The 19,381-nt window shown below is 44.3% G+C and carries 20 protein-coding genes; all 20 read right to left on the bottom strand.

Annotated elements, in window-relative coordinates:
- On the bottom strand, positions 1–990 hold the full coding sequence (hflK, locus tag WC592_03120) for an FtsH protease activity modulator HflK (GenBank protein ID MFA4981442.1): 990 nt from the start codon (positions 988–990) through the stop codon (positions 1–3).
- Between the two features lie 21 nt (positions 991–1,011).
- Positions 1,012–2,073 carry a mechanosensitive ion channel family protein gene (locus tag WC592_03115; protein MFA4981441.1) on the bottom strand — a complete coding sequence of 354 codons (1,062 nt, stop codon included), beginning with the start codon at positions 2,071–2,073 and terminating at the stop codon, positions 1,012–1,014.
- Between the two features lie 147 nt (positions 2,074–2,220).
- The gene (locus WC592_03110) at positions 2,221–3,423 is read right to left on the bottom strand and encodes a patatin-like phospholipase family protein (protein MFA4981440.1); all 1,203 of its coding nucleotides are present in this window, start codon (positions 3,421–3,423) and stop codon (positions 2,221–2,223) included.
- Positions 3,424–3,515: 92 nt separating this feature from the next.
- A complete protein-coding gene (locus WC592_03105; GenBank protein ID MFA4981439.1) occupies positions 3,516–5,120 on the bottom strand; it encodes a tetratricopeptide repeat protein in 1,605 nt (534 codons plus the stop codon).
- 381 nt (positions 5,121–5,501) lie between these two features.
- Positions 5,502–6,323 (bottom strand): metal ABC transporter permease, encoded by an 822-nt coding sequence (locus WC592_03100; GenBank protein MFA4981438.1) that lies wholly within the window; start codon positions 6,321–6,323, stop codon positions 5,502–5,504.
- 6 nt (positions 6,324–6,329) lie between these two features.
- Positions 6,330–7,256, bottom strand: a complete 927-nt coding sequence (locus WC592_03095; protein MFA4981437.1) for a metal ABC transporter substrate-binding protein — start codon at positions 7,254–7,256, stop codon at positions 6,330–6,332.
- Positions 7,257–7,321: 65 nt separating this feature from the next.
- Positions 7,322–8,479, bottom strand: a complete 1,158-nt coding sequence (locus tag WC592_03090) for a hypothetical protein (GenBank protein MFA4981436.1) — start codon at positions 8,477–8,479, stop codon at positions 7,322–7,324.
- Between the two features lie 572 nt (positions 8,480–9,051).
- Complete coding sequence (locus tag WC592_03085) at positions 9,052–9,909, bottom strand: VIT1/CCC1 transporter family protein (GenBank protein ID MFA4981435.1); 858 nt, start codon at positions 9,907–9,909, stop codon at positions 9,052–9,054.
- Positions 9,910–9,930: 21 nt separating this feature from the next.
- Positions 9,931–11,661 (bottom strand): ferrous iron transporter B, encoded by a 1,731-nt coding sequence (locus WC592_03080; protein ID MFA4981434.1) that lies wholly within the window; start codon positions 11,659–11,661, stop codon positions 9,931–9,933.
- The gene (locus WC592_03075) at positions 11,658–11,891 is read right to left on the bottom strand and encodes a FeoA family protein (GenBank protein MFA4981433.1); all 234 of its coding nucleotides are present in this window, start codon (positions 11,889–11,891) and stop codon (positions 11,658–11,660) included. Before WC592_03075 ends, WC592_03080 begins: the two co-directional genes overlap by 4 nt.
- Before the next feature lie 36 nt (positions 11,892–11,927).
- Positions 11,928–12,281: a hydrogenase maturation nickel metallochaperone HypA gene (locus tag WC592_03070; protein ID MFA4981432.1), complete on the bottom strand. Its 354-nt coding sequence runs from the start codon at positions 12,279–12,281 to the stop codon at positions 11,928–11,930.
- Between the two features lie 4 nt (positions 12,282–12,285).
- Positions 12,286–12,915 (bottom strand): hypothetical protein, encoded by a 630-nt coding sequence (locus WC592_03065; GenBank protein MFA4981431.1) that lies wholly within the window; start codon positions 12,913–12,915, stop codon positions 12,286–12,288.
- Between the two features lie 12 nt (positions 12,916–12,927).
- Positions 12,928–13,221, bottom strand: a complete 294-nt coding sequence (locus tag WC592_03060) for a hypothetical protein (GenBank protein MFA4981430.1) — start codon at positions 13,219–13,221, stop codon at positions 12,928–12,930.
- Positions 13,222–13,584: 363 nt separating this feature from the next.
- Positions 13,585–14,940 carry an FAD-dependent oxidoreductase gene (locus tag WC592_03055; protein ID MFA4981429.1) on the bottom strand — a complete coding sequence of 452 codons (1,356 nt, stop codon included), beginning with the start codon at positions 14,938–14,940 and terminating at the stop codon, positions 13,585–13,587.
- Between the two features lie 17 nt (positions 14,941–14,957).
- Positions 14,958–15,341: a CoA-binding protein gene (locus WC592_03050; GenBank protein ID MFA4981428.1), complete on the bottom strand. Its 384-nt coding sequence runs from the start codon at positions 15,339–15,341 to the stop codon at positions 14,958–14,960.
- Positions 15,342–15,367: 26 nt separating this feature from the next.
- On the bottom strand, positions 15,368–16,078 hold the full coding sequence (locus WC592_03045) for an MBL fold metallo-hydrolase (protein MFA4981427.1): 711 nt from the start codon (positions 16,076–16,078) through the stop codon (positions 15,368–15,370).
- Entirely contained in the window at positions 16,069–16,923 is an 855-nt protein-coding gene (locus WC592_03040) for a DUF2099 family protein (GenBank protein MFA4981426.1), read from the bottom strand. The genes WC592_03045 and WC592_03040 overlap by 10 nt, the downstream gene beginning before the upstream one ends.
- Positions 16,924–16,944: 21 nt before the next feature.
- The gene (locus tag WC592_03035) at positions 16,945–17,601 is read right to left on the bottom strand and encodes a methylenetetrahydrofolate reductase C-terminal domain-containing protein (GenBank protein MFA4981425.1); all 657 of its coding nucleotides are present in this window, start codon (positions 17,599–17,601) and stop codon (positions 16,945–16,947) included.
- Positions 17,598–18,446: an ATP-binding protein gene (locus WC592_03030; protein MFA4981424.1), complete on the bottom strand. Its 849-nt coding sequence runs from the start codon at positions 18,444–18,446 to the stop codon at positions 17,598–17,600. Before WC592_03030 ends, WC592_03035 begins: the two co-directional genes overlap by 4 nt.
- The gene (locus WC592_03025; GenBank protein ID MFA4981423.1) at positions 18,443–19,291 is read right to left on the bottom strand and encodes an ATP-binding protein; all 849 of its coding nucleotides are present in this window, start codon (positions 19,289–19,291) and stop codon (positions 18,443–18,445) included. The genes WC592_03030 and WC592_03025 overlap by 4 nt, the downstream gene beginning before the upstream one ends.
- Positions 19,292–19,381: the final 90 nt, after the last annotated feature.

Below are 19,381 nucleotides of genomic sequence, written 5' to 3'. Positions count from 1 at the left end.
TTACTCGCCTCCCTTCTTGCCTATGTCCATTAACGGCAGTATGGAAGATTGCCGCGGATCGATAATATACTTATTTTTTACTTTAGGCAAAACTTCATTTAGTGTTTCAAGATACAGTCTCTTTTGGGTTATCTCCGGCGCATTTTTATATTCGGCCAGAGTAGCTAAAAATCTATCCGCCTCGCCCTTAGCCCTGTTTATTTTATCAAGAGAATATCCTTCCGCTTCACGGATCGTGCGCTCCGCTTCGCCCCTGGCTTTGGGGACCACCTTATTATACGCCTCCCAGGCCTGGTTGATCATCTTCTCTTTCTCCTGTTTCGCCTCATTTACTTCGTTAAAGGCAGGCTTTACGGTATCCGGAGGATTAACATCCAACAGCTTGATTGTTACAACCTGGACCCCTGTCTGGTAATCATCTAATATCTTCTGTGTTTCGACCTGAGCCAGGTGGTCTATTTCTTCTCTTTTGATCGTCAGGACTTCATCAACGCTGTAATCTCCCACCAGGCGGCGCATAACCACTTCGGAAACATCCCGTATAACATTTTGCGGATTGCGTACAACAAAAAGGAATTTTATAGGATCTTTTATCTTGTATTGCACTATCCAGCGCACATCAAGTATATTAAGATCGCCCGTAAGCATCAAAGTCTCATCTTTGTTTCCGGTTAAAACAACCCCGAAGGAAATACTTTCTTTTCCTGTCCCGAATTCTTCTTTAAAAATTTTCTCTACCTTGATCGGCGTAACTTTCTCTATGCCGAACGGGACCTTCGCGTGCAATCCGGGAGAGCTCAACCTGATGTACTTACCAAACCGTTGAATTACCCCTACTTCATCCGGCCCTATCGAATATATGGCTCCCGCCAGGCCTATGACGGCAAGAAAACCGAGAATTATCCAGGGTATATATTTAACGTAATTGAGAAATTTTTTCCTGCCCACGTCGATTATTTCCTCGGGGGTAGGAGCATTTTGCCATTCCATAACAAACTCCTTTCGCTTACTTTAAGAACTGCCGGTTTTGTTCACATAGAGAGTCTGGGTAGGATAGGCAAACTCTATCCCCCGCTTTTCAAACGCTTCCTTGATCGCGAAATTTATCTCCTGCTGGATATCCATATATTTATTGTAATCGGCGTCCAGAACGAAATAGACCACTTCGAATATAAGGCTGAAATCCCCATAACTAAAAAAGTGCGCCCGGTCAAAGGCCGCGTCTTTAGTATTTTTAATTATATTCTCAATAATTTTCGGGATTTCCTTTAATTGGCCAAGAGAAGCCTGATACGTAACGCCTATACGGAATAAAACCCGCCTCTTCTCCATAAGCTTGTAATTACGCACTCGCGAGTCCGTAAGGTCGGTATTGGAAAATATCACCTGTTCACCGCCCAGGCTGCGTATGCGTGTGGTTTTTATCCCTATGTACTCAACGGTACCCATAAAGTCGCCTATAATTATAAAATCCCCTATTTTGAATGGGCGGTCAAACACTATAGAAAAATAACTGAAGAAATCTTTTAGTAACGCCTGCGCGGCTATAGCCACCGCAATGCCGCCTATTCCCAATCCGGCAATCAGTGTAGAAACTTTATAACCAAGATTATCTAAGAGAATTATAACCGCCAGAACCCAAATCAGATATTTAACTACCCATAACAGACCTTCAAAGCTGCGCACCACCGTAGGATCTTGCTTATTTTTAGCAAGATATATGTTAATACCCCAACCGGCAAGCATAACCACTATGCGGGCGGCAAAAAAAGTGATGATAATCATCTCCAGCGCGTTGATCAGGACATCGGCGCCGGAAGGTAATTTTAATATCTTGGCGCTTACATAGAAGCAGCTGACGTATAATGCCGGCAGGGCGATCTTCTCAAGCGCCTTTATCAGGAAATCGTCGATTGTAGTGGCCGTCCTTTCCGCTAATTTTTTAAGGCGCTTTATGAAGAAGCGGATAACCACTCTAACAAACAGCAGGCTCACGGCCAGCGCTGACAAAGCAACAATATAATCAAAAACACGATTGCCGAAAAATACCCGTTCCATAATATTTAGATCCATTTTGCCTCCTATTAAAAAAGCCGCCATCTGATTTTTTATCAGATGGCGGCCCGACCATCAATGATCCTCCGGGGATATTCCCCCAGACCCGTAAATAGCTTACTCCTTTTCCGTCATGTTTGCAAGCACTTCCGTACCTATATCTATTTATTCGGTCTTTTCCGGCCCCTCTTCCTCCGCCGCGTATCCGGGCGGCGTCTTATGCCACTCATATCCGTTGACCGCATCATCGTACCCGCGTTTAAAGAGTCTTTGCATCTCCTTTTTATCGAATAACTCTTTTGGGTCAGGCTTAAAATCAGACGGAATATACGCTAAATTGAAATCCAGGCCTCTTTTCTTCGCTGTAGCATAGAGCCTGTAAATGTCCCCATTGTTCGCCGCAGCCACCACCGTATCAAGAGAACGCACACTTATACCTACCAGATCGTCTTTTACCTGCTGCCTGATCGGCGACATATAAGTATTACTTAAAATATAGATCTGCGGCCTGTATTTTGAGGGATCGATTCCAAAGAGCTTAGCTGCTCCTTCCATATTTTTCGTCAGCCGGTTTATATAAAAGACTCCTCTTATTGTTCCGCCATCGACATGCATCTCATCATAAAGCTCACCGGTTACGTCAGAAACCTTAAAATGCACCGGAGAAAACGTCATTGGCAGCGAGCATGAGGCTAAAATGATCTTTCTGAACATCAGAAGCGAATCGGAGCCGCCCTTACAAGCCAGCGCTCCCATGTCCCAGACGACAAATTCCTGCGCGTCGAGATTTACGGTCCCCACAAATAGCCTGCGGCCGCGCTTGTGTTCTTCGGCGACTTTTGTCATCAACTTTCCGTCTACGATTGCCGAGATCTTTTTGGCCAGCGGAGCGGAACTAAACAGAGAATCCCCTAACATGATGCTGAAGAAGTTTTTTTGTTTCATTATGTCTTTGGTTGACATCGTAGTAAAAAATTTTTCAAGCGCCTCATCATACTCTTTTCCTAAAAACGTATATAAAGCGATTATCGACCCGGAGCTGACTCCTGTGATTATCTTAAAGAGCGGCCGCGAACCTTCTTCTGACCACCCTTTTAATAGCCCTGCGCCATAGGCGCCGTTAGCCCCGCCGCCTGAGATAGCCAGCACGGGATATATCTTTACGCCGGACCCACTCGAGGGATAAGCATCTTTATCTTCCTGTTTAAATGAATCGACCAGGCTCTTCTGCATAACGATAGGATCGGGGTTGTCTATATCGGTGCGGATATCCGGCATGCCGCTAATCGTGACTTTTCCGTCAAAGTCTAAGGGGACCGCATTCCGCGGACGCAGAGTAGCGCAACCCTGGATCGATAGCACTGCCATCAAAAAAATAATTGCTAGAATTCTTGACGTCCATTTTTTTATTACGGCTCCCATGCGTTAATCTCCTTCTTATTTTATTCGTTTCATTAAAACTATTTATTAAAACCGTCTTTTAAAATAATATCAGATAGATTCCGGGCAATCAGCTTATTGCCCTTGTCCGTGCAATGCCCGAAGTCTCCGCCAAAGATATCTTTAAAATAATCACTATAACTGCCTTGCTTGAGAGCATCTTTAAACATCTTTTCATTATCGATAAAAATGATACCCTCCGTCTGACCTTGAAATATCTTTTTCAATGGATCGATATTACGCATAGGATACTGCATACAAACGTAAACTATGCCTTTTTTTGCCAGAGTTGCTCTGAGGCTGCGGTAATTGGCGGCTGTGTGTGCGGGAAAATGATTTAATCCTAACGATTCGGCTCTCTTTCTGTATTCTTCAGCCAGCCGGGTATTGCCCATTTTTTCATATAACAATATCATATTCCCCGCGATCCGGTCATTTTCCGGGCTAAGCTCAACTGCCTTTTTAAATAATTTCTCCGCCTCGGTTAACTTGCCTTGACCCATATAAAACGTACCCAGCTCACTATAAGCCCAGTCTTCTTCAGGATTATCTTTTATGGCTCTTTGGTATAAGGACTCAACCTCAGCGATCCTGCCCTGCTTTTGGTAAAGCCACCCTAAGGCATAATATAGTTCTACGTCTTGCGGGTTAAGTACAACGGCTTTCTTATAAGCTTCCTCCGCCTCTACAACTTTGCCCTGATTCAAATATATCCATCCCAGCGCGTTATAGACCCAATCATCTTTGGGGTTAAGGTTAGCCGCCAGAGTGAATATCTTCTCTGCCTTGTCCATCTGCCCTCGCTCTTTACAAAGCACTCCCAGCTCATCAAATATCCAGCAGTTTTGCGGATTAAGATCTACGGCTTTCTGATAAGCGGACATAGCGGCCAGGCTTTTATCCTGATTCAGGTAGACCCATCCCAACACATAATAGGCCATGTCATCCCGCGGATTGGCGGCGATTATCTTCTGGAATAATTCTTCCGCCTCCGGACCCTTTCCCTGACTGAGATAAGGCCGGGCCAGCTTATAATATGCATCGATTTTTTGGCGGTTCACCTCGCGGGGATCTTGAAGACCTGAGGATACCGGTTTTAATTGATCGGATCGTCGGCCTTTAAGTTTATACGCTATATGCAGCTGCAGGAGCCGCATTAATTTGTAGACCCGGCAAGATCTTAAGAAATTGCTTATGTTGGAATAGGAGATCTTCTCTTTCGGTATATGCGGCTCTTTATCATTGATCCCCATCATAGTAACGGCCATGTCGGAATAATTGGAAGAAGGAATGCTCTCTTTCGGCATATGCGGCCCTTCATCGTTGATCCCCATCATAGTAATGACCATGTTGGGATGATAGGCCTCCAGATCAGCCTCCAATCTGCCTACCGTATGCGAGGTATTGGTTCCGGCGATACCTTTATCAATAACGCTGAATTTCATGCCGGCACTGCGCCGGTTTAATTCCTCCCCCAGGAATGCCGGATATTGACCGGCGGTTGTAGATTCGCCCAGGCACATAATACGGTAGGCCCCTTTTTTGGCGGCAGAGGCCTCGTTCCTGCGCTCCTGTATCGATGATAATACAAACCCTCCCAAACGCAACCCTATTTCAAGGATCACAATGGTTAAAAATCCTCCAAACATTACCAGGGCTATTTTTTGTAAGAATGATGTTTTGACTGCAGTTTGATTTTTTCGGCTCATAAAGATTTCTTAGAACATAAAAGCCAGGATCGATATTTCCGGCATCTGTCCAGGTACGTATTATAGGGCAATTACTAGCGAAAACAAGCAAAATTTCGGTTTTAGAGAGGTCTATTCCTCGCTAAAATTTGGAGGAGGGCTTGCCCTACGAAGCACCCTGTCTATAACGTGGTGATTGCAAAGTAGGGTCCAATTTGTCCGGTCATTTTTGATCGAAAAATTCGCAACTCTTTACTGCACAAATTGATACAAAATGTCCGCTCTTGAAAGGCGGACATTCGGACGGACATTGTTTATCTATGTTCTCTTTGTTAAATAAAACGACAGCCCCGCTGATACGATAAGCGCTACGCCAAAACAAGTTACTACCGACGCTCCGGTGGGTAGATCCAACCTCACCGAAAAAAAGAGCCCTAAGATACTGACTAAAAATCCTATGATCCAGCCGAGAATAAGCCTGCGCAGGGCATCTTTCGCCAGAAGCATGGCGCACACTGCCGGGACAATGAGATAGCTGAACACCAGAAGTACGCCTGCGATTTTAACCGAACTGGTAACCACAAATCCGAAAGTAATGTAAAAAAGAAAGTCCCAAAACATGACCGGAATTCCTTTTCTTCTCGCCTCGCCGACATCCCGTGAGATAAGAAAAAACCTTTTTCGAAATACAAAGTGAAACACCCCTACGGCCAGGTAAATCAAGAACATCTTTAAAACGGCAGACCAATTGACATAAAGGATACTGCCCACGAGCATAGTCTGCAGCGCCTCATGTCCGTGAGGCGCCCGATCCAGGACAAGGATTGCCGCCGCGGAGAAGACCGCGTAAACTATTCCGATAATAGCTTCTTGAGGTATCGCCTTCTCTCTTAATCTGCTTAAAGCGAAAATTCCCGCTCCGATAAAAGTAAAAAGGAGCGAGGCTGTATAGGACTGCGGGCTCGATAGTTCATATCCGAATAAAAGCATCAGGACAGCGCCAAAAGCGGCTATCTGGGCCAAGGCCAAATCTACAAATATAACACCTCTCATTACAACATGAAGCCCAAGATAACAGTGGATGCCTGTAAGCACAAGACACGCGGCAAACGGGGCCGCCATCAATGTAAAGATGTCCATAACCAGTTACTCCTTTCCTGAGACCTGAAATCCTGCCGCAATTTTTTCTACAATCGTATCAATAAGACTGAAATAATCCTTGGCATCTTTTGTGCCGCCGACAGAATTCGGCACCACGACTACTTCAGCTCCGGTTTGGGCGGCAACAAACTGCGCGGGTTTTTCATCATAGAATACTTCCATGAGTATTATTTTTACATTGTCGCGTTTCATTATGTCTATTACTTCCTTCAAATGTCCGGGTGACGGCGGGATACCGGGTTTAGGTTCTAACTCACATGCTATTACCAACCCAAACCTATCCGCGAAATACGGCCAACTGCGATGATAAATGGCAATCTTTTTTCCTTTGAAAGGCGCCATTTTCCTGTTCCATTCGGCCGTCTTTTCATCCATCTTCTTATCAAATGCCTTTAGGTTCTCTTTAAAATATCCGTCATTTTCCGGAAGAATCTCTGATAATCGACCGGCGATGTTTCGTGCCACGATCCTGGCATTCTCAGGATCAAGCCAGTAATGAGGATTGCCCATTGGATGGACGTCTCCCATTGACCGGTCAACCTTCGCAGTGGTAGGAACTTCTAAAAGATACACGCCTTCAGAGGCATCAAGATGGCCCGGGTTCCCAATCCGTATCTTCTGATTCCTGGAGCCGTCTATTATCAGTTCCTCGTATCCGATCTCAAGCTCTAAACCAATCCGTATAAATAGATCCGCATTCTTGGCCTTCATCATAAAAGACGGCTTCGCGTCCACAAAATGCGGATCCTGAAGACCTTTGGCAAGAGAATCTACTTTGACTTTATCTCCCCCGATAGCTTCGGTAATCGACTTAAGATCTTCTGTTGTGGTAAGGACGTTCAGCGTGTCTTTACCATAAGCGAAGCTGCTCATTGCCAGTAACATTATCAAAAAAACGCATATTTTTCTCATATCGCACTCCTTTAGTATATTTTATCCTTCGGCAGGCTCAGGATAATAGTGAGCCTGTCGAACTATTAATATTCGTGTTTCCTGTGAGGACCAAGTCCGAAGTCGCATTGCAGCCATACGGCATTCTCATCTTTGTCATAGTTCCTGTTTGTGCGCTTGAATTGCACCCTCCACAAGCAGTATTCGCTCTGCGCAAACGTAAGCCCCAGCGAATAGGCATTCTCCCGGTTCTTCGTATAGTCCGGGAATTCCGAGAAATCATACCTTCCGAAAGCCGTCCACCGCTTGGCGAATTGATACTCTAACGATGAATAAGCCCCCCATGAATTCAGGGTCTTGCCGTCTATTATGTCGGTACCGTCATCAAAATAGGGCCTATCCTTCTGGCTGAATAGAAGCTCATTCTGGAATGTAAGAGATTTATAGAGTCCTTTCTGGAGCGGACGCCATTTATACGTAAGGTCTAGGCCTTCCAGCGCTGTCATATCCTTGCCGAATTTGCCGTGCGATCCGGTATTCGAACCTACCGCAAGGCTTGATCCAGCCTCAACTGTCGATTCTTCGTTTATGTCGAAGAATGCCTTAAGGTGCCCGAGATAGACAAGGTCTTTACTGTCGGTACCGGCAAAGCTTACGCCGTTACTATTATTTACAACCTGCCCTGTCAATTCCATGTACTTATTCCACGGGTTCGGTATGAGATAGCTTGCGGAAACTCCCGGCTCGCTCATCCCTTCCTCGCCGAAGTAATTGGTAATCATATTAGGATAATCGACCCATGGGAGGTTGTGCAGGTGATATTTATTAGCCTTGCCGAATTCGACTTTGAATTTCCCTGCCTTGGCCTGTAATCCTTCTATCGGCAGAGTAAGAAGCGTCAAATACCCTTCACATAGACCGATATGCCAGTCGCCATTTTCTTGTTCTATGTGGAAGAAGAAATCTCCTCGCGCGTAAGGATCGACGGATGCCGAAAAAGCAAGCTCTGTCTGGCGCATCTGGAACTGGTTGCGGAATTCTTCGTTCTTCCTATCCGTCGCATGGTAGGTAAAATCGCCTATTACGCTGACATCCGGGTTAAAGCTCTGGAAATATCGCCCAAGCGATGTAGATTGAGGCTGGACTGGAGACGTGATTTGAGGTGTTTGCGCGCGTATCGAATAGGTTTTTTGTATGTCTTCTATCTTTGTTTCAAGCTGGTTTATCCTCGTCTCATAGCTCATTTTCATTTCACTGAATTGAGACCTTAATGCCGCCATTTCTTGCTGCAACTGCGCAACTTCGCTGCCCCTTGCGTCTGCTGCAAACAAGGGGATAAATAAAATAATAATGAAAAGTATAATTGCTTTTTTCATCCTTCGGCTCCTTTTAGTCGCTCAGGATGACCCTGAGCGAAGTCGAATGGGTCATCGATATCTCCCCTAAGAGAATTTGTGATTTTTTATGGTTGAACTAAACTATGGGGAGAACGGCAGGTGGAGACCTTAGATGAAGGCTTATCTTGCAGAAAATCGATATGAATACGGAAACAAAAAATGCGGTTTTACGGCAGAACAAAAGGCAAAAGAATAGTAGAGTTACTATTAAGAAAGTAAACGCGCAACTGATTGCCCATTGGCATATTTGGCAATCGTCGTGATTGCAGGCATCTTCGTGATTGTGAAAAAATACTCCGCCTATAGCAAGAAAACAAAATATGCCTGCGGCAAATATTAATAAGACTTTAATATATGTATTTCTTGTGCCCATCTCGGTAAATTATACCACAAACATACCTTGTCCAATATCAATAAATCTAAATCTCCACTCCGAATATTTTTCTCATCGCAAGGCCTATAAAGAATGTCGCAACCGCTATGCTTAAACTTAAACCGGCCATCTCAAAAAATCTTTTCTTGAAATCAAGACTCTTGGCGACAGAGATATAGAAAGTAAAGGTAAGTATGATCAAAAGCGCGGTCGCGATGACCAGGCTTAGACTTAAAAATATGTTTTTGAACAGAAAATAAGGCATCACCAGCAGGATCACTGTGCATACATAGGCGATGCCCGTATAAACGCTCGCCTTGATAGGGTCCTTGTCCGTCTCTTCCTGCCTGGTCGAGAGATACTCCGAGGCCGCCATGGACATGGAGCCCGCTATCCCTGTGATTAATCCCACGATCCCTATGAGGCGGCTATTCTGCAAGGCAAGAGTAAATCCTGTAAGGGCCGCTGTCAATTCAACAAGGGCGTCATTTAAGCCGAGAACTACCGAGCTTACATACTTTAGACTTTCCTCGTTGATTAACCCTATTATCTCTTTTTCGTGCTCCTCTTCATCGCGTATCACGGATTCTATTTCCGGCGATATGCCTTTTAAGCCTTCGTATGTATCCTGGGCTATCTCTTCGGCAGTCTCCATAAGCTTAAGGCCAAAATTTAATCCGAGAAAACGGGAAATGGCCACAAATAGAAATACCTTGAGCCTGTCAGGCAGGACCTCCTCGCCTGTCAAACCCTTAAAAATCTGATAGTGTTTAAGCTCTTCCCCGGAGATCTTTTCCAGGAGGCGGCGATGTTCGTCTTTTTTCACGAGCCCGGCAAGCTGCTTGTAAACGATATTATCCGTCAATTCGCTTTTCTGAATTTTTAATATCAGTGCTCGATCCATATATGCGCCTCCTATTAAAACTTAACGCAGAATCACAAAATTAAGCATAGCGCCTACGATGATACTGACTGTTATCATTATAAGCGTCGATTTTATCAGGTCTTTAACGCCAAGTTCTTTCCATAAAACTATAAAAGTCGCGATACATGGGAACGATATAGCCAATAATGTCGCCGCTATAAAAAGTTGTTTGGCTGAAAGTCCCAGCGGCGCGAGCATGCCCACCGCGACATCTTTCCTTAAAAAACCCACGATAAGGGCGACTATCGCTTCTTTTGGCAGGCCGAATAATCCGTGGATAACCGGGGCAAAGAGGCCTGTCACGACGTCAAACAACTTAAAATACAAAAGTATATTTACGACCAGGACGCCTATCAATACTATCGGCACTGCCTCAAACAAAAAACCCTTAACGCGAAAATATAATTTTCTTGCCAGCATCGTAAGCGGAGGAAATCTATAAGGAGGAATTTCTATCAGAAATTCGGGGCTGTATCCGGGCAGGGCCCGGTTTAAAATTACCCCCAATATCAATATTACGCAAAATAACACAAGATATACGCCGCCGGCATAAAAGCCGCCGAACGCGCCCAGTAACCCGACAATCATAGCTTGCAGCGGAACGCATGGCACGCCGATGGAGATAATAGTAGAGGCGATAAACCTTTCGCGTTTTGACTCTAATACACGCGTAGACAATATACCTGGAACGTTGCAACCAAAACCTAAAAGCACAGGTATTATAGCATAGCCATGCAGGCCCAGATGGTGCAAGAGATTGTCCAATAATATTGCCAGGCGCGGCAGATAGCCTATATCTTCCAGCAGGCTCAAGACAAGATAGAACGATATTACATACGGCAATACCATGCCGAATTCAATGTAGGGCGCTGTGGTCAAGAGTCCAAGCGACTGCTTGAAATCTATCTTTCCGTGAATCAAATCGCCTATTAGCAAGTGGAATACGAAACTCTTTTCCTGCCAATGAGCGGTCATCTTTTCCAATAAAGGCTGGACCGTTTCATAAAAGAAAGGATCTGTTATTCTGCTTATTATGGATTCACCTATAAAACGGACTATTTTAAATGATACATATATAACTCCCACCGCCATTATTAGTCCTGAAATCGGACAAACAGACGCGTCCTCCAATAACTCTCTTAAGCGGTGATGGCGATGCTCAAGGTTCTGTACCTGCTCGATGATACGCCCTATCTCCTTCCACCGTTCTTCATGAGGAAGCTTACTTCTTGAAACAGACCTTGCTTCTTTTATCCTATCGATCAATAATTTTATACCCGCCCCCGTTACGGCACAGGTAGAAATCACGGGAATTTGTAAAATTTCTTCTAACTTACTGATATCGATATGAACTCCCCTATGAACGGCGTCGTCGCACATGTTCATGCAGGCGATCGTCGGAAATCCTTCCTCAACAAGCTGCAGGGTCAAAAGCAGATTCCTTTCTAAATTGGTTGAATCGATGACATTAATGACGGCTATCTCATCTTGTGAATGCTCTTTTAACAGCGAGACGGCTACCTCTTCGGCGCTTGAACCTGGTTCTAATGAATATGTCCCGGGCAAGTCAATAACTTCGATCTTCTGATTTCCGGATGTTAAATAACCTTTGATAAACTCGACGGTGGTACCGGGATAATTGGATGAGACTACATGGACACCTGTGAGGCGGGAGAATACGACGCTTTTGCCGACATTCGGGTTACCTATTAAATAGATCTTTTTTATCATTCTGCCTCTATGATAATTTTCATCGCCATCCCGTGCCCCAGGGCCAGGACGCTGCGGCCAACCCTTATTACAACAGGCCCCCTCAAACCGATGTAGCTAAGCTTTGTGACCTCTTTACCCACGTAAAGGCCCATGCTCATCAGCCTGTGCCGCAATCCCAAGCCTCCCGAGATTTCCGAGACCCTGCCTTTGTGGTTCGGTTTAAGATGGACCAAAGAAACTTTTTTCATAATCCCTTATCCTGAAGTAACCAAGTCATGCATATATCAAGCATCCTTTTTCTCTATTTCCAGTGATTCTACAAAAAATTCTTTGTCCATTTTAATATCAACATCCGCGCTGCCGCAAAAAGGGCATTCAAACATTTTTTTCGTGATCACGGCCTTGCGTTTGCAATTACCGCATTCGAAAGGAATTTCAAGCGGGAGCACATTAATTGACGCGGTTTTATAATCTTCATTCCCGGCCAACGCATTGAACGACTCTTTCAGGGTCGTAGCCGATACATGGCTGAAAGGGCTTAAGCGAACATTGACTAAAATCCGTCCCGAAGCCGCATCCTTACCCAGTCTCTGCTTCAACACGGCAAATATTTCATTTACAAATCTCGTTTCATGCATAAAATCAGCTCCTTTTATCTCTTACAAATAACAAAGGAAATACTATATCGCTCACACAACAGGGCACCAGTACCGCTACGAATAAAAATATAAGGATTACGGGATATAAAACAAAGCTCATGTTTTGCCCCAGCGCCATTATTATATGGAACAAGGAAGCCCAGACGCTCAACAACACATGCCCCGCGTGCGGAAATTTTGTCTCAGGCTTAAGATAAGCTACCGCTATACCTATTATCGCAAGAGGATTAACAATCCACCATTTCTCGATAAAACCTATATGAATACCCCTGTTAGGCATTTTAAACAATGCCTCGCATAAATAAGGAATTACCGAGTCGCTTAATGTGGCAATGCCTGCAGAGCCCGCATAACCTATAAGAAGTAAACTCCATAAATTGCATTTCCCCATAATGCATTTCCCGGTTATGCGGCCGCATTTGTGAAGTTTGTACATAGAAGCGGTGACCAGAGCGCTCAAAAAAACGTGCGACGGATGCAGGATATAAAATATATCGTAAGATGTTTTATAAGGCAGCTTATGGCACAATGCCATGACCACAATACCCGATATCGCCCCGAAAAAAGTGAAAGGCGCATGGATTCTCAATTCTTTTATTATGTAACTCGCCATCTTATTAAACCTTTAACGTTTTTTCTTATGCATTAAAATCACATCTCCAAGCCTGCATTTTACGTCCCGGGCAACAACAGGACATTTTACCATAAAAAGAAAAAATATCGGCTTCTTGCATTCCGACAAAGCTTTATTCTCTTCCATAAGCATGACTTGCAAGGCCAGCTTCCCTTTATAATGATTCTTAAAGTCCTTTATAGCGTCGATGACCGCGCCGATATTAATACCCTTCGCAGGGTGATTGACCAACTCAAAGGCGCCTTGAGAAGGCGCATCCAATTTACATGCAACGAGATCAGCCATAGATAGTTCTTTTAAAACATCCTCCCTTTACATTAACGAAGAATTTGTTAAAACCGCTATCTTCTCTTTTCTGACCCGCCTTACGGCTTTTATCATCTCCCCCAGGTTTTTAGCCAGAGTAGGCTCCCCGGCCCCGGAAAAGGTAATATAATCTATTTTCAAAGGCGGCAAAAAATTTAATTCATCTATTATTTTTGAAAAGGAACGAATATTTCTCTGTCGGCGGTCAAACATTTTGTTTTACCGATCTGGCAGTAAACACAGTCAAAACTACACACTTTTTCTTTCTGAGATATCGGGTCGATACCCAACGAGCTGCCAAGTCTCCATGAGGGCACCGGCCCGTAAATATATTTATAATTTTTATCCACGTATCCTCCCTACCGCATCCTGGGCAGCCATTATTATCGGGTACATGGTAGGAGCGCTTGTCAGATACGGATGAGTCGCGATCTGTAAAGTCTCAAGCTCTGTGTAAGACATCCTTTTCTGGATCGCTATCCCTACTATGTTGATCGCCTGCGCGCAGGACATTCCGCAGCTTATCTGCCCTCCCAGGATGATACCTGACTGCCGGGAAAATATTAATTTTACCATACCTTTGACGGCTCCGGGCAGCGAAACAGGATGCTTATCGATGCCGTCCGCGCAGCCGACAATGATCTCAAAACCCTCCGCGCTGGCTGTCCTTTCCGTAAGCCCAGCCGAACCCAGGACAAGGCCGTCAATATACGTGGAATATATGGCAATCGTGCCTTTATTCTCCCGCACTACCTTTATTTGGTACAAATTTGCCCCGGCGATCCTGGCTTCGGCTGTTGCAGTGGAAGCCAGCATCACGGGTATCGCCTTCCGGGTATAAAAATCCCTTTTGCAGGAACAATCCCCTATCGCAAATATATCCGGATCGCGTAAAGTGCGCATATATTCATCGGTCAAAATACCCTGGCAGGATCCCAATTCCAATCCGGCATCAACAGCCAATTTTACATTTGGCCTTGACCCGACTCCAAGTATGATCCCGTCGACAGGCATATCTTTTCCGTTATCAAATTTCACTTTCTCGACCCTATCTCCGCCGGCTATCTCCGTAACCCTGGTACCGGTTAAAACATTTATTCCTTTTTCCAGTAAACGCTTCTCAGCCATCTTCGAAAATTCCGGATCGAACGAATTGGCCATTAAATGCGGAAGCACCTCTACTAATGTAACGGCAAGCCCCTTTAATTTAGAAAGCTCATCGGCAAATTCAACACCTATAAACCCGCCTCCTATAACAAGAACGTGCTTACAGTTCTTTATCTTTTTTATCACATCTTTTAAATATGCCATCTCTTTATTGATCGGATAAACTCCATCTTTATCTATCCCTTTTATGGGCAGGATCAGGGGCATTGAACCGGTCGCCAGAACCAATTTTTCATACACATAATCTGTTTTGCCCGCCGTTTCTACCCTTTTCTCTTTTCTGTTTATACCGGTCACCTCATCAACGACCGTCTTTATGCCGTTATTTTCCAGAGACGCCATTCCGAGTTTATTGTCATCGGGATTGTTTAAACTTGCGAACATGTAAGGAATGCCGCAGGGAATAACACCGTTTGCGATATTTCTGATTACCGTGACATTTTTATCGGGATAATATTTTTTAGCGGTTAAGGCACATACTATTCCTGCGGGGCCTGCTCCCACTACTAATATATCTGTCTTATTCGGCATTACACATCCTCCGGTTTTTACTTCGCTTCCATCATGACACAAACCTGGTATACAACATCCATGTTGTTTTCCTTACAAAACCTTATTGCATTTTCACTCTCGGCCCCGGGCTGGAGCCATATCTTCTTTATACCTCTCTGTTTGCATTCTCCCAATATCATTTCAGTCACCGAAGGTGGCGTAACTAAATTAACGACATCTACAGCATAAGGAATATCTTTAACGCTTGAATAACAAGGCTGTCCGTCAACTTCCTTCATGGTGGGATGCACAGGATAGACCTCATATCCCTTATTTTTCAATATCTTTAAAATCTTGTAGGCGTATTTTGATTCGTCCCGGAATGATCCCGCCACAGCAAAACTCTTCTGTGCCAAAAAATCGTTGATCAGCTTTTCCATAGTAGTTTCTTATTTTATCTCCTTTCTCAAATTTCTATAATTTGACCTTCGCTCGGAATAATACAATCCTGTTTAAACTCTTTTTCGAATAACTTCTGCGCGATCCGGCCCGTACAATGAAAAGGAATGACCTGGCCGACCCCTAGCGCTTTTAATCTTAAGATTATATCATGAGCTCCTTCTGCCGTATAGTCTTTGAGATGAAAACCTCCTATAAGAAATCGAATATTCGAATCAAAAGAGGATTTGGCGTGCTGTGTAATCTCAACTATGCCGGGATGGGCGCATCCCGTAATAACAACAATTCCCTCGGCTGATTTTACGGCCAGATACTGCTCCGAAATATCGAAATCGCACCGTTTACCCGTAAGCTCGCCGCTCAAATAGATATTATCCCGTAAATTAAATACCCCGTCTATTTCCGCGATACGCGCGCCATACCACTTAATCTTTGCCTTGATCCCGGATTTAAAATGAGGACATACATATACGGTAACGTCGTTATTGCGTTCCAATATCTTCCATAAACCTGCGACGTGATCCCAATCATCATGAGAAATTACGATATGCCTTATCTTATCAACATCTATATGGAATTGCTTTAGCTGCTTTAAAATGTAATCGGGTCTTCCGAATGTGTCGAAAAGGATGTCGTCATCTATAAGAATGGACAACCCCCAATGCTTTACAAAACGCTGCCATTTTGTCGAACCTTCTGCTAAAATTTTTAGCCGCATGCTGGTTCTCCCATCTCTTTTCTTACGCCGAATATATTCGGCGAATACGCCGCAACAAGCTTTGCGCCGTTTTCGGTTAAAATATATACCGGTGATACTTTTGACAAGGCCCTTATCGCCCTTTTGTTTAATTGGTTCTTTACATCCGGTGAATTACAAGACCACGCTATATCGGCATATTTTTCTATTTCATCGAGGCGGTCCTTTTTAATGCCTGACGTACATATGACAAGAATGGTTACCGATATCTTACGCTCTTTTTCGATCCTCCTTATATACTCAAGACGCTCATCGCCAAAAGCGCATACCGTAACGGCAATATTGTTAAAACCCTTTTCTACCGCCGCTGCAACTCCCGCCTTTTGGTCTATCGTACCCCTTTCCTCTAATATATGGCAACCATACCGGCGCAATTTCACGGCAACTTCCGGTATAAAAGATGTCTTTAGCACAGTATGCATTCTCGCGCCTATGCCTTGCACGATCTGAGGAATATTCGTAATAACCGTCCCTACACCATCGCATACTGTCACGGTACAATCGATTGATTTATTTTTTAACCCGTGGGCTATGATCTCTGAGGCCCCATAAGGTATCGAGCTTTCTTCTTCCCATACCATCCTGTTTTTAGTGCAAAAACCAAACTGTTTTATTTTACCTTCAACGACTTTTTTAATTTCATCTTTTAGCCGTGGAAGCGGCAAATCGCCGGATCTTTTGAGCCCTTTATAAAGAAAACCTGCAAGTGGACAATGCGAAATGGTAGGCTTAGTTACTTTGATTACTCTACCATTCGATATGATAATCAATGATGAAAAATATCTAACAATATGAATATCCTTCATGCTTTTTAAAATCTTCTTTCTCTAGTGTTTATTAACCAGCAACCAATCAATTGCTTTTCTATGATCCCTTGCCCCGCTCATCAACCGCATATTTTCAAGCTGCCCCAATTCTTTAAGCCTTTTATAAATAAGGACCCATACACAATCCCTGTCAGGGTCGATTTCGCATTTACCTTTATTCTGCCCGCCGCAAGGGCCGTTTCGCAGGCCTTTGGGACATCTGGTAACCGGGCAGATACCGCCGGTCGTACCTACTATACATTCGCCACACATCAGACACTTTTTTTCAAAACGATCCTCTTTTGGGGAAAGCCTGATAATCTCCCCTTGAAATAACGTATCATTGGCCGGATAAACAGGCTTCTGTAGAATCTCCGCCATGGCCTGTGTCCCGCCGCCGCAGGCAAGGCTTATGATCGATTGGGAAGCGGTAAGCTCTTTCTCTTTGCGCCTAAGAAGCTTTTTTGACTCAAAAACATAGCAAGCCGGATTAAGAATATCCCACCCGGCTACGGTTTTACCGCTATCTTCAAGCGCTTTTGACAGGCTTTTTATTTCATTCTCGCCGCCCGTCTTACAGGTAGTGGCGCAAACAGCGCATCCGATCAAAAAAACGGTGGAATCTTTTTCAATGTATTTCAATATCTCGTCTATGCTTTTTTGTTTAGTTATAATCATTTCAGCTCTTCCCAAATCTTAACAATCTCTTCTTTTATCCTGCCGCCGCAATGTTCAACGATCGTTTTTCCCGCAACCATCGACTCCACAATGGCCTTGTCGAAACCTATCTTACCAATAAGAGCAATGCCTCTATCCATGCAAAACTGTTCTATATGATCAGTCATCTCATTATTGAGATCATGTTTATTAACTACCAGCTTAACCGACACATTGAAGTGTTCCGCAACCTCGATAACTCTCTTCGCATCATGGAGACCTGAAAGTGTAGGCTCGGTCACAACCAGGGCGCAGTCAACGCCGGATAATGAAGCAATCACAGGACAGCCAATGCCGGGAGGGCCGTCAATAATAACGTAATCTAAGCTTTCTTTTTCAGCAATCTCCTTGGCTATCTGCCGTATTTTCGCGACAAGTTTCCCGGAGTTTTCTTCGGCAATACCTAACTTCGCATGGACAAAAGGGCCGTACTTTGTATCCGATATAAACCACTCACCGGCTACGTTCTCTTCCATAGTTATAGCACCAACGGGACATACAAGGCTGCATAACCCGCAGCCTTCGCACGAAATTAGATCGATGGTCAAGTCGTCTTTTATAGCATCAAATCTACACGGAGCAACACACTTACCGCACTGGGTGCATATTTTCTTATCAAGCCTTGCGGTCTTCCCGCTTCTGAACTCATAACGCTCTTTTACAACCGGATGCAGCAAAAGATGCAAATCTGCCGCATCTACGTCGCAATCGACTATCACCTTATTTTTTGCAAGTGCGGCAAACGAGGCCGTTAAAACGCTCTTCCCCGTACCACCTTTGCCGCTTATTACAACTATCTGTTTCATGCATTTCCTTTTATCACATCAAACATTTTTTGAAATTTTTCTCTATATTCCGCTTTCTCCTGAACCAGCGGGATGCCGCGGGAATAAAGAAGGGCGATCTCCCTATCAAACGGTATACGAAGTAGTATAGGTATATTTTTATCCTGACAATATTTGTCAACTTTATCATCACCTATATCAGAGCGGTTAATGACAACGCCAAAAGGAATCTTCATTTTCCTCAGTACCTCGACCGCCAGTACCAAGTCGTTGAGGCCAAAAGGAGTGGGCTCGGTTACAAGTATGCAGTAATCGCTCTTTTTTACCGCTGCTATCACAGGACACGATGTTCCCGGCGGCGCGTCAATAATAACGGTTTTAGAGGGATCTATATGATCCTCAACCTGCCTTATTAAAGGCGGAGACATTATCTCGCCGACATTAAGCTTGCCGTGGATAAATTGCACGCCGCGCGCTTGTCCTATTTCTATTATACCTATCTCTTTATCTACTTCCTTAATGGCTTTTTGCGGGCATAAAAGGCTGCAGGCTCCGCACCCATGACAGAGGTGCGGAAAAACAAGGACTCTCCCCTTACCGGAATCACCGGGAGGGATGACAGCTATCGCATGATACGCGCATACCTCGCGGCATCTGCCGCATGTATTGCATCTTACCTCATCTATTTCCGGGATGGGAATAAACGCGGAGAGCTTTTCTTTTATCTCCGGCTTAAGGAAAATATGGGCATTCGGCTCTTCAACGTCACAGTCGAGTAATTGCACATTGTTCAAGGATAATGCCAGATTAACTGCTATGGTGGTTTTCCCTGTGCCACCTTTACCGCTCGCAACCGATATGATCATTTAATCGAATATTTCCCTTCGGCAAAAACTATTCTTTGGGTTTCACTCTGGAATTCTTTAACTTTCAATCCTTTATTTATAAAAAACTCT

It is taken from the genome of Candidatus Omnitrophota bacterium, assembly GCA_041648975.1.
In the GTDB taxonomy this organism is placed as follows: Bacteria; Omnitrophota; Gorgyraeia; order 2-01-FULL-45-10; family 2-01-FULL-45-10; genus JAQUSE01.
This window is presented reverse-complemented; position numbering and strand designations above follow the sequence as displayed.